General features: G+C 38.9%; 13 protein-coding genes, 1 pseudogene, 1 riboswitch and 1 other annotated feature. Of the genes and pseudogenes, 1 reads left to right on the top strand and 13 read right to left on the bottom strand.

All coding sequences use genetic code 11. The features are described from left to right. Positions 1–581: 581 nt before the first annotated feature. Positions 582–1343, bottom strand: coding sequence for a tRNA threonylcarbamoyladenosine dehydratase (locus JCM9140_RS12395; RefSeq protein WP_034746844.1), 762 nt, complete (start codon positions 1341–1343; stop codon positions 582–584). Between the two features lie 252 nt (positions 1344–1595). On the opposite strand from JCM9140_RS12395, the gene JCM9140_RS12390 reads away from it, so the two are divergent. Continuing rightward, positions 1596–1901 carry a hypothetical protein gene (locus JCM9140_RS12390; RefSeq protein WP_034746841.1) on the top strand — a complete coding sequence of 102 codons (306 nt, stop codon included), beginning with the start codon at positions 1596–1598 and terminating at the stop codon, positions 1899–1901. Here the strand turns inward: JCM9140_RS12390 and JCM9140_RS12385 are convergent. From JCM9140_RS12385 to secD, 12 genes and pseudogenes are all read right to left on the bottom strand, one after another. Beyond that, positions 1862–3106, bottom strand: a complete 1245-nt coding sequence (locus JCM9140_RS12385) for a homoserine dehydrogenase (protein WP_052002240.1) — start codon at positions 3104–3106, stop codon at positions 1862–1864. The two genes, JCM9140_RS12390 and JCM9140_RS12385, sit on opposite strands and share 40 nt — an antisense overlap. A 61-nt stretch (positions 3107–3167) precedes the next feature. After that, positions 3168–3282: riboswitch (SAM riboswitch) on the bottom strand. A gap of 76 nt (positions 3283–3358) precedes the next feature. Continuing rightward, positions 3359–5146, bottom strand: coding sequence for an aspartate--tRNA ligase (gene aspS / locus JCM9140_RS12380; protein ID WP_034746838.1), 1788 nt, complete (start codon positions 5144–5146; stop codon positions 3359–3361). A gap of 1 nt (position 5147) precedes the next feature. Further along, entirely contained in the window at positions 5148–6428 is a 1281-nt protein-coding gene (gene hisS, locus JCM9140_RS12375) for a histidine--tRNA ligase (RefSeq protein ID WP_034746835.1), read from the bottom strand. Positions 6429–6531: 103 nt separating this feature from the next. Beyond that, positions 6532–6755: a binding site (T-box leader), on the bottom strand. A gap of 55 nt (positions 6756–6810) precedes the next feature. Next, positions 6811–6987, bottom strand: a complete 177-nt coding sequence (locus JCM9140_RS23770; protein WP_156314867.1) for a hypothetical protein — start codon at positions 6985–6987, stop codon at positions 6811–6813. 83 nt (positions 6988–7070) lie between these two features. Then, positions 7071–7511, bottom strand: coding sequence for a D-aminoacyl-tRNA deacylase (dtd, locus tag JCM9140_RS12370; RefSeq protein WP_034746832.1), 441 nt, complete (start codon positions 7509–7511; stop codon positions 7071–7073). A 9-nt stretch (positions 7512–7520) separates the two neighbouring features. Then, positions 7521–9713 carry a RelA/SpoT family protein gene (locus JCM9140_RS12365; protein WP_034746829.1) on the bottom strand — a complete coding sequence of 731 codons (2193 nt, stop codon included), beginning with the start codon at positions 9711–9713 and terminating at the stop codon, positions 7521–7523. Positions 9714–9959: 246 nt separating this feature from the next. After that, positions 9960–10475, bottom strand: a complete 516-nt coding sequence (locus JCM9140_RS12360; protein WP_034746826.1) for an adenine phosphoribosyltransferase — start codon at positions 10473–10475, stop codon at positions 9960–9962. 1 nt (position 10476) lies between these two features. Then, positions 10477–12840: a single-stranded-DNA-specific exonuclease RecJ gene (gene recJ, locus JCM9140_RS12355; RefSeq protein WP_034746823.1), complete on the bottom strand. Its 2364-nt coding sequence runs from the start codon at positions 12838–12840 to the stop codon at positions 10477–10479. Between the two features lie 54 nt (positions 12841–12894). Continuing rightward, entirely contained in the window at positions 12895–13245 is a 351-nt protein-coding gene (locus JCM9140_RS12350; protein ID WP_034746820.1) for a LapA family protein, read from the bottom strand. Between the two features lie 19 nt (positions 13246–13264). Beyond that, the gene (locus JCM9140_RS12345; protein WP_034746817.1) at positions 13265–14167 is read right to left on the bottom strand and encodes a cation diffusion facilitator family transporter; all 903 of its coding nucleotides are present in this window, start codon (positions 14165–14167) and stop codon (positions 13265–13267) included. A 191-nt stretch (positions 14168–14358) separates the two neighbouring features. After that, positions 14359–15297, bottom strand: a complete 939-nt coding sequence (gene secF / locus JCM9140_RS22590) for a protein translocase subunit SecF (RefSeq protein ID WP_052002239.1) — start codon at positions 15295–15297, stop codon at positions 14359–14361. Next, a pseudogene (secD, locus tag JCM9140_RS22585) lies at positions 15287–16177 on the bottom strand (protein translocase subunit SecD); the annotation flags it as partial. The pseudogene secD and the gene secF, both read right to left, overlap by 11 nt. Positions 16178–16198: the final 21 nt, after the last annotated feature.

Raw genomic sequence — 16198 nt, 5'->3', positions numbered from 1 at the left:
CTTGTATGATTACACAAAAATTTTAAAATATTTTTGTGTTTGTCATACTTTCCTTAGGGGCCGTTCCTATTTGAAACCTTTTAAAACAGTCTTTACTATTTAAAAGACTACCATGATTGACCTTATGTCAACGATTCACCGACAATCGCAACGAACTTCAAGAGGTAGGCTAAAGAAAAAGAAACGAGGAAGGCTGATCTATACTATATGCGCATGTAAAATAAATACATTTAAGGATGAAGTAACCCTAGCAGGGGAATGACACGGAGACTCCTGCGGGACCAGTGCCCCACGTGTGAGACCCCGCAGGCGACAGTGTACAGCCGAGGAGGCTCACCGGGCACCCGCGGAAAGCGAAGTGTCATTCCCGTTACCAACTAACTTATGTAAGAAAACTTCTGTTTTCTGCAAGGCTAGTGGAAAAAACGGTCATTTTTTTGCATAACCGGAAAACTTCCGCTTATTAGATCTCTTGTAAACAAAAAAACGCTACGATTTGCAGCGTTTTTTACTATACATCTTAGATTACAATATAGAGTTTTACGATCGTTAACGGAATCGTTATGATCAAGAACCTCTTTTTAGCGATTAATTTCAATATCTTTTAACAAATTCGTAATAACATGTCCAGCCATAATCAAACCAGCAACAGATGGTACAAAAGCATTTGAAGAAGGAGGCATCTTCGCTTTACGAATGCTCCCTTGCTCTGCAGCTTCAGAAACAATTTCTTGACGAATTTCTTCGCGAATTTTAATCGGTTGCTCATCTGAAAAGACAACCTCAATTCCCTTTTTAATTCCATCCTTCCGTAAGCGAGTTCGAACCACTTTCGCAATTGGATCATGACTTGTCTTTGAAATATCTGCAATGCGAAGTTTGGTTGGGTCCATTTTATTTGCTGCTCCCATACTCGAAATAATAGGAATCTTACGCTCTAAACATTGCTTCATTAGATGAATTTTGTAACTGATCGTATCACTTGCATCGATAACATAATCTAACCCATAACTAAAAAATTGCTCATATGTTTCTTCTGTATAAAACATCTTTAGAGCGATTACTTCACACTCTGGGTTAATATCTTGAATCCGTTCTTTCATTAACTCTACTTTTTGTCTTCCTACTGTCGATAGCAATGCATGAATTTGCCTGTTCACATTTGTAATATCAACATCGTCTTTATCAACTAACACTAGCCTTCCAACACCTGAACGAGCTAATGCCTCAGCTGAAAAAGATCCTACTCCTCCTATACCAAGTACAGCCACTGTACTATTTTTTAATGTCTCTAACCCATCATGACCAATTGCTAATTCATTTCTAGAAAATTGATGCAACATTTGCCTGCTCCTTCCAAACATACTCCGAATTGACTATACCATAGCCATTTATAAAAGTCTAAACGGACAAAAAAGGTCCTGACTTTTCTACGTTTTAGTATGAACATAAACTTGGCAATATTGTACAATGAAAAAACAACTTTCCAAAATGAAAAGTTGTTTTCTTCTTCTATTTCCCGTTATACTTGGTAATCATGTAATCATATGTTACAGTTATTTACTATATTATTCTTCATTTGCGGGGTGACGTTTATGGCTTTATTAGCTACACAAACGTGTATCGAAATTCGTCAAGAAATCGGTTGGACTGAAAAAAGAACGATTGAAACATCTTTTGAAATGAAGCTATTTGATGATCAATTAACAGTCAAAAATGATCATTATCCGTTAACAGCCATCTTTGATATTTCCTATCGAAAAAAACCTGGGAAAGATACGATGGGCTTTCTATACTTACATACAAACCGTGGCGTCCGGACGTATTATATTAAAGATGATGCTTATACGTTAGTAACGGCCTATAAAAAACTGAAATCAGAACGTCCCGAATTGCGCTGAATAAGCCGTTTGCGGGCGTTTTCTCGTGGAAACATCTCCATAAATCGGATACGATTCAAAAGGCGACTCCTCTGTATGTTCAATGATCCAACCTCCCCTTCATGGTGAGAGAAGGTGTCGAGTACAGAGATTTGATGATCCTTTACCCACTGAAGCGCTTGATCCCTTTGTTCATGTGTGAGGAACACAAATGAATGTGTAAACGTTTCGTTCCCGTAGGACGCATTTCTGCCTTCAGCTTTTTTAAAGTTTTTTGTTCGTTCATGAAAAATCAAGTCTTCTACCATACTGTTTGCTGTGGCCTCTTTACCTGCTCCAGGTCCAATAAAAAGAAGTTGATTGATTGAATTTCCCTCTAACGAAATCCCATTCGTTACTCCTCTTACACTTGTTAAAGGTTCCGTCTGCGTTAAAAAGGCCGGGGACACCCGTCCAGCTACGTTTTTATCTCCTAGCCAGGCTTCTGCTATTAGTTTTATTTTAAATCCAATACGCTCACCAACTTCGACATGCCAATCCATCATGGCTGAAACACCTTTCTTTGAAAAATCTTCAGCTTGCGGCCAATATCCAAAACATAAGCGACTTAGTATACGAATTTTATACCAAGCATCATATCCTTCAAGATCATCGGTCGGGTCTGCCTCAGCATACCCAAGTTGCTGAGCCTCTATTAGTACATCCGCAAAGCTGCGATTTTTTTCAATCATCTCTGTTAACATATAGTTTGTTGTTCCATTTAATATGCCCGAAACTCTTGAGATAGCTGTTGTAGCAAGTGTTCCTTTCAATGCGTTAATAATCGGAATTCCACCAGCTACAGCTGCTTCATAGCCATAATATGTAGAATTGACTTGAGCTGCCTTTTCAAGGTATTCTCCTTTTTCCGCTACTAATTTTTTATTTGCAGTAATAACTGGAATACCCTTTTCTAACCAATATTTTGTATAGGTGAGTGCTGGTTCGATTCCACCAATCGCTTCAAAAACAAGATCATAAGGTCCCGCTTCTAAAAATTGCTCCCAGTTCGTTGTAACAAGAGCATCAACATGTACGGTTCTCTTTTTTTGACGATCCTTTACTAAGATGGCAGCAACTTCAACCTTTTCTCCTAGTACTTGATGAATCTCTTCTTTCGACTGATTAAGTCTTTCATATACACCACTACCAACCGTTCCAAAACCAATTAGTCCTATCCGTTTCATTCAAAAAACCCCTCTCCAAAATAAAAAACCTTTCCTCGATAAGGAAAGGTTTTTTAGCCTTCACTTATCTTCCAGAATGATGATCATTCTGCTGAAAGTAGCACCTTTTTTTGCATGGCATGCAAAAAGGTTGCCGGGCTTCACAGGGTCAGTCCCTCCACCACTCTTGATAAGTTTGAATTATTCAAACGATCTTTTTCTATTAATCTTACCGTGATTATACGTTAGCGATCTATACCTGTCAAATGGGAATTACACATTTACCTTTTCGCTTTTCTTTCCAATCACTGACAAATTGAGATCAATTAATTGCTCAACACTTACTTCACTAGGTGCATTCGTTAGAAGGTCGCTTGCACTTGCTGTTTTCGGAAAAGCAATCGTATCGCGCAAGTTCGTACGCCCTGCTAACAACATGATTAGACGATCCAACCCTAGTGCAATCCCACCATGTGGTGGAGTTCCAAACTCAAACGCCTCTAGTAAGAAGCCAAATTGTTCACGAGCTTCCTCTTCGGAGAACCCAAGTGCTGTGAACATTTGACTTTGGATATCACTTTGATAAATACGTTGAGATCCACCACCTAACTCATATCCATTTAAGACAAGATCATAAGCATTGGCTCTTACACTGCCTGGGTCTGTTGCTAGTAATGATAAATCCTCTTGAACCGGGCTTGTAAATGGATGGTGTAAAGCTACAAAGCGTTTGGCATCCTCATCATATTCAACAAGTGGGAAATCAACAACCCATAGGAAGTTAAACTGATTTTGGTCAATTAAGTCAAACTGTTTTCCGAACTTCAAGCGCAGTGCACCTAAACTATCAAAGACAACTTGTTTCTTATCTGCACCAAAAAATAACAAGTCTCCCACTTCAGCACCTAGTGCTTCTTGAAGTGATGCTGCAATGTCTCCAGAGAAGAATTTAGCGATTGGTCCCTTTAAGCCTTCTTCCTCCACCTTTAACCATGCTAGCCCTTTTGCACCATATTGTTTCACAAAGTCTGTAAGGGCATCAATCTCTTTACGAGAAAGTTTATCTGCCCCACCTTTTAGGTTTAAGCCTTTAACAGTGCCCCCGCTTGCGAGTGCACTTTGGAACACTTTGAACTCAGAGTCTTTGACAACATCCGATAATTCAATTAGTTCCATTCCAAAACGAAGGTCTGGTTTATCTGAACCGAACCGATTCATTGCCTCATCATACGTTAGTCTAGGAAACGGCAACGTCACATCCAGCCCTTTAACTTCCTTCATAATTTTGGCCATCATCTTTTCTGTCATTGCAAGCAAATCTTCTTTGTCCATAAATGATGTTTCAATATCGACTTGAGTGAACTCTGGTTGACGATCAGCACGCAAATCTTCATCTCGGAAACAGCGAACAATTTGATAATAACGTTCAAAACCAGAAACCATTAACAATTGCTTAAATAGTTGTGGTGACTGAGGGAGCGCATAAAATTCACCGTGGTGAACACGACTCGGCACTAAATAATCACGAGCTCCTTCTGGTGTGCTTTTTGTTAACATAGGTGTCTCAATTTCCATAAATGTTTCATTATCTAGGAAGTCACGAATTAATTTTGTTGTACGATGACGCAATTTAAAGGTTTCCTGCATATCTGGACGACGAAGGTCTAAATAACGGTATTTCAAACGTACGTCTTCAGATGCATCCGTATCCGCTTCAATTTGAAATGGTAACGGCTTCGATGCATTTAAAAGATTTAATTGATGAACATGGACTTCAATAGCCCCTGTTGCCAATTTATCATTGACCGTTTTTGAATCTCTTGCGACAACTTCCCCTTCAAGCTCAATCACGTATTCATTTCGAACACGTTCTGCTGTCTGTAGAGCTTCTTGACTCACTTCAGGGTTAAAGACAACTTGCACGATCCCAGAACGATCACGAACATCTAGAAAAATAACTTGTCCTAAATCACGACGTCTTTGTACCCACCCTTTTAATTGGACACGCTGTCCAACATGTTCTTCACTTAACATTCCACAATGATGTGTTCTCCCTATCATCTTACTTACCTCCAATAGTCTTCTCTTTAATATAATCAATAAATGCCGCTAACTCGATCTCTGTTTGCTCTCCTGTTTCCATCTCTTTTACATTGATTTTTCCTTGTGACAGTTCATTATCTCCAAGCACAGCGGTAAAGCGTGCTTGAAGTCGATCAGCTGCTTTAAATTGAGCTTTCATTTTTTTGTCTAAATAGTCTTTGTCAGCACTAATACCTGCTTTTCTTAGTTCATACACAAGTTCAACCGTTTTTTCTTTTGCCGCATCCCCTAATGAAACGACATAACAATCTAATGTTGGAGTTGGTGGCAATACTTCTTGTTGAGCTTTTAACGCCATAATGACACGCTCAATACTAAAAGCAAATCCGATTCCTGGTGTTGACGGGCCACCAATCTCTTCTACAAGACCTGTGTATCTGCCTCCACCACACAAAGTTGTGATCGCACCGAACCCTTCTCCTTCTGCCATAATCTCAAATGCTGTGTGATAGTAATAATCAAGTCCACGAACAAGCGTAGCATCGACTACATACGAAATCCCAATCTTATCTAAATAGCCCTTCACACTTTCAAAATATGTACGAGATTCCTCATTCAGATAGTCAAGAATAGCTGGAGCATTTTTCATTAAAGGATGTTCTCGGTCCTTTTTACAATCTAAGATACGTAATGGATTTTTCTCTAACCTATTTTGACAATCGCTACAAAATTCAGAAATGCTCGGTTTAAAATGATCGATTAACGCTTGACGATGAGCTTCTCTGCTTTCTTGATCCCCTAAACTATTAAGCACTAATTTTATATTTTTTAACCCTAGCTCTTCATACAGGCTCATAACCAATGCGAGAACTTCGGCATCAATGGCAGGATCATGACTTCCTAACGCTTCTACTCCAAATTGAACAAATTGACGCATGCGACCTGATTGTGGCCGCTCATACCGGAACATCGGGCCTGTGTAAAACAATTTTGTAGGTTGATTCGGCTGGCCATACATTTTCTTTTCTACATAAGATCGAACAACAGCAGCTGTTCCTTCAGGTCTTAACGTTAAACTACGGTCTCCACGATCTAAAAATGTATACATTTCTTTTTGAACAATATCAGTCGTATCCCCAACACCACGTTGAAATAAATCCGTATGTTCAAAAATCGGTGTGCGGATTTCGTGATAATTGTATCTACGGCAAATATCTTTTGCTTTCTCCTCAATGTATTGCCATAGTTCAACTTCACCTGGCAGAATATCCTGCGTTCCTCGCGGGATTTGAATAGTCATTCCTATTTCCTCCAAACTTCCTTGTTATTTAAAATAAGGCTTTCTGCAGCAGTCTTTGCGAAAAGAGCCTAACATAAAAAAAGCTCGTCCCTGATGATGATTCATCAGGGACGAGCTTTAAACCCGTGGTACCACCCTAAATTGAAGTAACTTACTTCCACTTTAAACAGTTAACGCCTGTATACGTCTTTTCCTACTAGTTCGTTACGTTCAGAAAAACTCCTCCGAGGTGTTCTTTCATTAAGACAGATATGGAGGGCTCTCAGCCACGACCTCTCCTCTCTTTTTACCTGCTACCTTAATTACTATCCTCTTCGTTGGAATTCACATAATGATTTAATTGATTATAATCATACGAATGTTCAAGCTCCATGTCAATAGGCTAATTTCGATTCATTTTATCCTTCAGAATTTTCACATCACGAAGGGACAAGCCAAACTCACTTGCTAATTCAAGATTCGTAATTTGATTTTCCCGTTCGACAAAACTATGATAATCCATATTGAAAAGAGGCTGCAATTGATTGTGATGCATTTGCTGTCGCATACTTGAGCGCAATTTTCTTCAATCCTTCCCATATTGTTTCTCTTATTTTGACCAACTTTAAAGAAAAACTTACATAGGAAGAAAAAACAGTTTATTTATTTGCTCTCTACGATTAATGTGACTGGACCATCATTAACAAGCTCAACGTCCATCATAGCCCCAAATTTACCTGTTTGTACATCAATGCCTTTTGTTCGTAGTACGTCATTAAAATAGTTATAAAGTTCTTTTGCCGCTTCTGGTTTCGCTGCATTCATAAAATTAGGGCGACGACCTTTCCTACAATCTCCATATAAAGTAAACTGCGAAATCGATAAAATTTGTCCTTCAACATCCAATAAGGAATGATTCATCTTCCCTTCTTCATCTTCAAAAATGCGTAAATTCACAATTTTATCAGCCACGTAGTCTACGTCATCATTTGTGTCCTCATGTGTAATCCCTACAAGAAGTGTTAACCCTTTTTGAATCTGACCAACGACCTCACCATCTACTGTTACAGATGATTGTTTTGTTCTTTGTAGCACGACTCTCATACTTCACCTCTAATGCATTACTCTTCGTACTGAATAAATGTCGTTTAAGTGCTTAATTTTTTCAACGACTTTATGCAAATGATCAATGTTATGAATCGAGATGGTTAAATGAATCGTTGCCACTTTTTGTCTATGATCAGACCTACCAGACACAGCATTAATAACGGTACGAGACTCTGTGATGGCTTGTAATACTTCATTTAATAAACCGTTTCGATCATATGCACTAATTTCTATATCAACGTTATAGGATTTACTTTGTTGAGTATCTCCTTCCCATTCTACCGGTAGCAAGCGACCTTGTGCCTCTTCATTTTGCACATTTGCGCAGTCCGCTCTATGAATGGATACTCCCCGTCCTTTTGTGATATATCCAATAATGTCATCACCAGGAACAGGTGTACAGCAACGTGATAAGCGGATCAATAGATTATCGACCCCTTTTACTCTAACACCGGAACTGATCTTTTTATTTTTCGGACTATGTGTTTTTTGAACATCAGATAAAGCATCTGCAAGTGATTTATCTTCTTGCTCTTGATCTTGTTGCTTTCGCAATTTCTCTGTCATTCGATTGACAATTTGTTTGACGCTAATTCCACCGTAACCAGCTGCTGCAAACATGTCTTCTTCACCCGAGAAGCTAAACTTATTCGCAACTTCATTTATATTTTCCGTTGTTAACACATCTTTTGGTTCAAAATCTAATAATCGAATTTCTTTTTCAACTAATTCGCGTCCTTTTTCAACATTCTCTTCTCTACGTTCCTTTTTAAACCATTGTCTAATCTTATTTTTGGCATGAGAAGATTTAGTAATTTTCAGCCAATCTTGACTAGGGCCATAAGAATGTTTAGAAGTAAGTACTTCTACAATGTCGCCTGTATTCAGCTGGTGTTCTAGTGGAACCATCTTTCCATTTACTTTTGCCCCAATACATCGGTTTCCAATTTCACTATGAATTCGATAAGCAAAATCAAGAGGAACCGAACCCGCTGGCAACTCGATGACTTCACCTTTAGGAGTAAACACAAAAACCATATCAGAGAATAAATCTAATTTTAATGACTCCATAAACTCTTGAGCATCATTTGTGTCTGTCTGAGATTCAATCACATCTCGGAACCAACTTAGCTTATCTTCAAACGAATTTTTATTTTGTGTGAGATCTTTTCCTTCTTTGTAAGCCCAGTGAGCTGCAACCCCGTATTCAGCAATGCGATGCATTTCTTCTGTACGAATTTGTACTTCAAGTGGATCTCCGTACGGACCAACAACTGTTGTATGAAGGGATTGATACATATTAGCTTTTGGCATCGCAATATAGTCCTTGAACCTGCCAGGCATTGGTTTCCAACACGTGTGAATCACACCAAGAACCGCATAACAGTCTTTAATACTATCGACCATAATTCGTACAGCAAGCAGGTCGTAAATCTCGTTAAACTGCTTATTCTGTAAGACCATTTTTCGGTAAATACTATAAATATGCTTCGGTCGTCCGGATAACTCGGCCTTTACATGTACATCTTGCAAATTTTCACTAATCGTATCCATAACCCCTGATAAATATTTTTCACGTTCTGCTCGCTTTTTTTTCATTAGATTCACAATTCGATAGTACTGCTGTGGATCCAAGTAACGCAAAGCCGTATCTTCTAATTCCCACTTAATCGTCGAAATCCCAAGTCTATGTGCCAACGGGGCAAAAATTTCTAACGTCTCATTTGATGTCACACGTTGCTTTTCAGGTGGCATAAACTTTAACGTCCGCATATTGTGAAGACGATCTGCCAATTTAATTAAAATTACCCGAATGTCTTTTGCCATAGCAATCAGCATTTTCCGATGATTTTCTGCTTGTTGCTCTTCTTTTGATTTATACTTAAATTTCTTTAGTTTTGTTACACCATCCACTAGCATAGCCACTTGTTCATTAAAAGCATTCGTTAAGTCTTCTACCGTTACGTCTGTATCTTCAACAACATCGTGTAAAAAGGCAGCGGCTACTGTATTCGGATCAAGCTCCAGCTCAACAATGATTCCCGCAACTTGAATAGGGTGAAGAATGTATGGTTCTCCTGATTTACGGTATTGTCCTTCATGAGCTTGCTCTGCATATTCATAAGCCTTACGGAGAAATGCAACGTCACTTTCATTTAAATATTTACTTGCCTTTTCTAACACTTGATCTATCGTCATGGAATCACCTATTTACGATTCAATATTTCTTTATATTATGGGTAAGTTTCTAAACGATGTAAAGGGAAATGATGAAACTTTCTTAAAGTAAACAAAAGGTTATCCAAAAAGGGTAAATTAGCCAATTTGAATAACCATCGTTAATCATGATGAGGGCACCTCAAATGAACTAGCCAAAAACAGAATGATGTTTAGTCATTCATCTATTTTTTACGCGTAACATGTTTGAGTTTCCCAGTCATATATTTAGTTGTACGTCATTAATGAAAATAAGTCATACCCGTCTAAACGAGATCTGCCTTCTAAGTAACCTAGTTCAATCATGAAAGCAACTCCGACAACGACTCCACCTAGTTGTTCAACCATTTTAATCGTTGCTTCAATCGTTCCACCTGTTGCTAGTAAGTCGTCTGTGATCACAACTCTCTGTCCTTTTTTGATTGCATCTTTATGAATCGTTAAAGAGTCTTTTCCGTACTCTAGTCCGTAGTCGACTGAGATTACTTCACGAGGAAGTTTTCCAGCTTTTCGAACTGGAACAAATCCTACTTCCAAAGAATAGGCTATCGGACAACCGACAACAAATCCGCGTGCTTCAGGTCCAACAATGACATCGACATTTTTATCACGGGCGTAGTCTGCCATCTGGTCAATTGCCGCTTTATAAGCAGGTCCGTCTTGCATTAAGGTTGTAATATCTTTAAACCGAATCCCTTCTTTTGGGTAATCTTCAACAATTTCAATATACTTTTTAAAATCCATGTTACACCGTCTCCTTAATCGTTGTTTCCTCAGTTGTTTGTATTAGCGCCCTGTCAAACCATTGTTTTAAATCGACATAAGAAGAATAAACAAAATCATTTTCAATTAACGCCAACTCTTGTTTTTGACGATACGTCGCTGACTCTTCTAAGCCTTTTTTCTCTGGAGCTGTGGCTACATTTACAATTCCATCGTCTATTGTAACAAAACCAAGCTCATAAAACACCTTTGTCATAAACGTGATCGTTTCTTTCGACCACCCTTTATGTTTGGCCAACTGTTCGCTATGTTTCATTATATTAAATGATTTTCTTTTCAAAAGAAATGCATAGTACCATTTAAATTGTTCCCGATTAGGATTGGTCGTAAAGAAAGAATCCTCTTCATGGTAGAAAATCGTATAAATTCGACTAGGTTGTCCATATTTAGAAAACAATCGTTTTAGCTGATCACGTTCTTTAGGAATATCAAGCAATACGACAAAACGGTTGGTCAAATCAACTGTTTCTCCCTCTTCATCAAAAAGAATCGCCTCATGCTCATCAAGTCCTAGTTTTTTCTTTGTTTCCTTTTGAAATGTAACCAACAACCGACTTTCCTGTGGAATCATCATTAATCTTTCAGCAATTTTGGCTTTTTGAATGCTTCTCCAATCAAACAACTGCCACTCTGACACTCCCAAATCATCAATCATCAATTGAGCTTTCACATGTCCATTCCATTCATTAATGGAGAGTGTCCCAACAGCTGACACTTTTGCATGTGACGTAATGTCATCACTTATATAACCAAGGTGAAAGCCAATTCCATCTAACGTTGCACCGTTTTGAGCAAAAGCTACTTTTAAATGATTAGAGTCACTGCCAATCTTTCTCATTTGATCAATGTGTACATCTTGTAGCAAGACTTTTGGAGTCGGATTCTGCACACCAAAAGGAGCCAACTGCTCTAGTTGCTTAATAACGGACACAGAAATCTCATCTACCGTTGCTACTAGATCAATGGGTGTAATCGGTGTGAAATCTTCTTCTGTAAGAACTTCTTTTGCTTGCTCATTTAGCCTTTTACGCAACAAGTCCAAATCTTCTACATTCATCGTTAGTCCTGCTGCCATTGGATGTCCACCAAAATGTGGCAAAATATCTCGGCTCTTGGACAACTCTGCAAACATATCAAAACCTTCAATGCTTCTAGCAGACCCTTTCGCTAAGCCTTTCTCACGATCAATGCTTAGGACTATCGTCGGCCGATAGTAACGTTCTACTAAGCGTGATGCAACAATTCCGATTACTCCAGCATTCCATCCCTCTCCTGCAATGACCAATACATCATTGTTGTTAGGCGGATAGTGCTCTTCCACAACTCGAACGGCTAATTCCGTTATTTCACTTACAACAGCTTGACGCTCTTTATTCAAATCATCAATTTCCGACGCTAAATGTTCGGCTTCTTCCGCCGTTTCAGCTAATAGTAAATGAACAGCAGGATCGGCTGAGTCTAATCTACCTGCAGCATTAATTCTAGGACCGATCCCGAATCCAACATGATCGGCTTGAATCACTTGTGAGTCAATTCCACATTTTTTCTTTAACGCAATCAATCCAGGTTTATCTGTAGATTGTAAGACGTGGAGGCCTTCCATGACTAGGAGTCGATTTTCATCAATTAACGGGACCAAATCGGCAATGGTTCCAATGACCGCTATGTCTAGCCACTCTGTTGGTATCCTTCCGAGTAACGCTTGTGCCACTTTCAAAGCAACCCCTACACCAGCGAGGCCTTTAAATGGATACGGACAACCAGGTTTTTTAGGATTAACAATTGCATAAGCATCTGGCAATACAGGTGGAGCTTCATGGTGATCCGTTACGATAAAATCAAGATTGATTTCCTTTGCAACAGCCGCAACATGAACGGCTGCAATCCCCGTATCCACCGTCACAACTAAGCCATATCCTTCTTCTTTTGCACGCCTAATAGCAGGTTCATTCGGTCCATATCCTTCTGTAAAACGATTTGGTATATAAAAGTCTACGTCCGCGCCTAAAGATTGCAAGGCTTTGTACATTACAGTCGTACTGCTGACTCCATCAGCATCATAGTCACCAAAAATAAGAATTCGCTCTTCTTTCTCAATTGCTTCGCGAATTCTCGTTACGACTATATTCATATCATCCAATAAAAAAGGATCGTGATACTTCATTTCTTCTTTATATAAAAATTGTCTAGCAGATTCGACCGTTTCAAACCCTCGATTTAATAGCAACGTCGCTACTAGTGGAGCAATGTTTAATTGTTCAACTAATTGATCTACTTGGCTGGATGCTTGCTCTTTTATTTTCCATCTTGCTTTTGGTTTTAACATGAAAACACCCCTTGAATGTCTCATTATACAGGAGGCACCAAGGGGTTACAACGTTCAATCAGTCTTTTCCTTAGACTGGTATAATTCGTTTTGCTTATTTGTTAGATCTGTAGGATATGCAGGCGTATCCTTTTCTTTTTTTCGAGAATGAACATCGCCATCTTCTTTCATTTGCTTTGTTTTCAATCGTTTCATTTCCGCTTGCAGCTGGTAAATTTTGAACATCCCAACTGCGCCGACAATAATAGCACCCATTAATACAGAACCTAAAATCACTAAAATCAATGGCCAATCCGCTGTACCAAAAACATAATTCACCCGAACAGCTTCAACATTGACCACCGCAAAAACAGCGATTAATACTGCTGCAATCAACCCGAGAATTAAACTCCATTGTCCTCTCATTCATCCAACTCCCCTTCTCCTAGTTACTTTTTTTCTTATAAGGGTTAATATGAACAAGCACATCATGTACGTTCTTTTCTTCTAGAAGTCGTTCTTTCACCCTTTTTCCAATCGTATGACCTTCCTCCACAGATATGGACGGTTCAACCGCTACCTTAATATCAATAATCACATAATGACCATGTTCACGCGCTAAAAATTCATCGATATTCAAAACACCTTCGACACTGGCTGCTGCCTTTTTCATTTCCACCGTATCTTCCTCATGTAAAACATGATCTAATGCATTATGAATGGACTGTTTCCCCAAAGACCACGCCATTTTCCCTATAAGGATCGCGACAAATGCACTGGCTATTGAATCTCCATAAACAAGCCATGAAATATTAAGGTGTCCACCAAGAATAGCTGCCCCAATACCAATTAACGCGGCAAAAGAAGAAAATACATCTGAACGGTGATGCCATGCGTCTGTCATTAAAGCTTCACTCTTATACTTCTTACCCAATTGATACTTATAACGAAACATTAATTCTTTGACAACAATTGAGAAGATAACCGCATAAATAGCAATAACACCTGGAACTTCTACTGGTTCAAAAAAAGATTGAAATGCACCAAGAGCTATCTCAAAACCAACAATGAAAAGCAAGACAGCAACAATAATAGCGGCAACAGACTCCGCTTTTCCATGTCCATATGGATGGTCACGATCAGGTGGTAGTTTGGCTGCTCGAACACCTATTAACACGACAACTGATCCAACAACATCAGAAGCAGAGTGAACAGCATCTGCTACTAATGCTCGACTGTTTGCCATAACCCCAATGACTGCTTTAATAATAGCTAAAATAATATTGCCTATAATCCCTACCCATGCTGCAAATCGTACCTTCCGATATCGAACATCTTCTTCAGACACAACAACACCTACTTTGCTTTGTTCATACTTTTCATAGTATGCTCTTTTATCTTGTACTTATTTTACCATCTATAGTTTGGTTCATTCATCTTTCATATAACTTAACTTGTTTATGTATCTCCTAAAAAAGAGGTGTCTAAAAGGAAAAGTAATCCTTTTAAACACCTCAATCATTTAAGAATAAATCTTCGTTAAAGGGTAGGCTCTCCTTCTGGTTGCGGTTGTGAACTAAACTTCTTCTTTTTTAATTGCTTTGCTTTCCAAATTAACCATAACTGAGATGCTAGGAACATAGAAGAATACGTACCCGCAACTAGTCCCACTAGTAATGCAAAAGCGAATGAACGGATTGCCTCTCCCCCGAAAATAAAGATCGCAGCTGCTGCAAAGACGACCGTTAAAACAGTGTTAATCGACCTTGCTAATGTTTGAGTTAAACTTTTGTTAACAACTGAAGCTAAATCATCAAAGTCTTTCACTCTCTTTGTTAGCTTCATGTTCTCGCGAATGCGGTCAAACGTTACAATCGTATCATTTATAGAATACCCAACGATCGTAAGTACAGCAGCTATAAACGGTACATTAACTTCAATTTGAAGCAAACTAAAAACAGCGATAATAAAGAAAGCATCATGTAGCAGGGCAACAATCGCTGCGACTCCATACAATAATTCAAAACGAATCGTCACGTAAATAATAATCCCAATAGAGGCAATTAGTACTGAAATTAATGCATTTCGAGCAAGCTCTTGCCCTATGATTGGATCAACTGTACTAACACTGGGTTCGTGTCCAAATTCCGTTGCAAAGTAGGCTTGAATTTCGTTAATTTCTTCTGGAGTCAGAACACCAATGAATCCTACACTTGCCATTTCATTTTGATCGCCCGCAAGCTGTACATCGTCTGGAGTGAAGCCAATCTCGGCAAACTCTTCCATCACGCCTTGTTCTGTTAACGGCTCAGTCGAAAGCAAGTCCACTCTTGAACCACTTTCAAAATCGATCCCTAAATTCAACCCTAGGGTCAATAACAAAATAACGCCTAAAAGGGTAAAGAGTCCAGAAAAGGTGAAAAATTTCTTTCGATGTTTTACGAAATCTATTTCGCGATTTTGAAAATTAAAGCTCATCAATTTCACCTTCCTTCACACCGAATAGACGAGGTTTTTTATTCAGGGCTCGGCTATTTACCCATAAACCAAGTAAAAGTCTAGAACCATAGACAGCTGTAACAAAGCTAGTGAGAATACTAACAATAAGCATGACAGCAAAACCTTGTACAGAGCTTGTCCCATAAGAGAAAAGAACAGCCGCAGCTAAAATAGTCGTTATGTTTGCATCAAGAATCGTTGACAGTGATCTCCGACTTCCTGCTTTAAACGCAGACATAATCGATTTGCCTGAGCGAATTTCCTCTTTGATTCGTTCATAGGTGATAATATTTGCATCAACGGCCATCCCGACACCTAAAATTAACGCCGCTATTCCTGGTAATGTTAACACAGCATTCATCCAGTTAAACACTAACAGAACAAGGTAAATATAGGTGCTTAATGTGACAACCGCAATGACTCCCATAAAGCGATAGTAAATCAACATGTAAATAAAAATAAGCGCTACCCCGATAAAACCAGCATACACGGTTTTTTGCATCGCTTGCTCTCCTAAGGAAGCCCCAACAGAATTGGAGTACATTTCTTCTAGCTGAACAGGGAGAGCTCCAGCATTGAGTACCTCGGCTAAAAATTGTGTTTCTTCAATCGTAAAACTTCCACTGATGGTTGCTGTGTTTGAAAAAATGATTTCTCGGACGGTTGCTGCCGATAGATATTTAGGATCTTCTTTTAAAGCTTCCTCGGCATAAGAGTCAACACCCTCTTCAAAATCAAGCCACATCACAAGTAAATTTTCTGCTGGTGGCCTTGAAAGCATCTCTCTTGAGATTTGCTCCATTTGACGTGCGTCATCTAGTGTTAACGTTACAATAGGCTCATTTGTATCTGGAATGAAACGACGCTACTCGTCCCGCTT

It is taken from the genome of Halalkalibacter wakoensis JCM 9140 (assembly GCF_000513095.1).
GTDB lineage: Bacteria > Bacillota > Bacilli > Bacillales > Bacillaceae_D > Halalkalibacter > Halalkalibacter wakoensis.
This window is presented reverse-complemented; position numbering and strand designations above follow the sequence as displayed.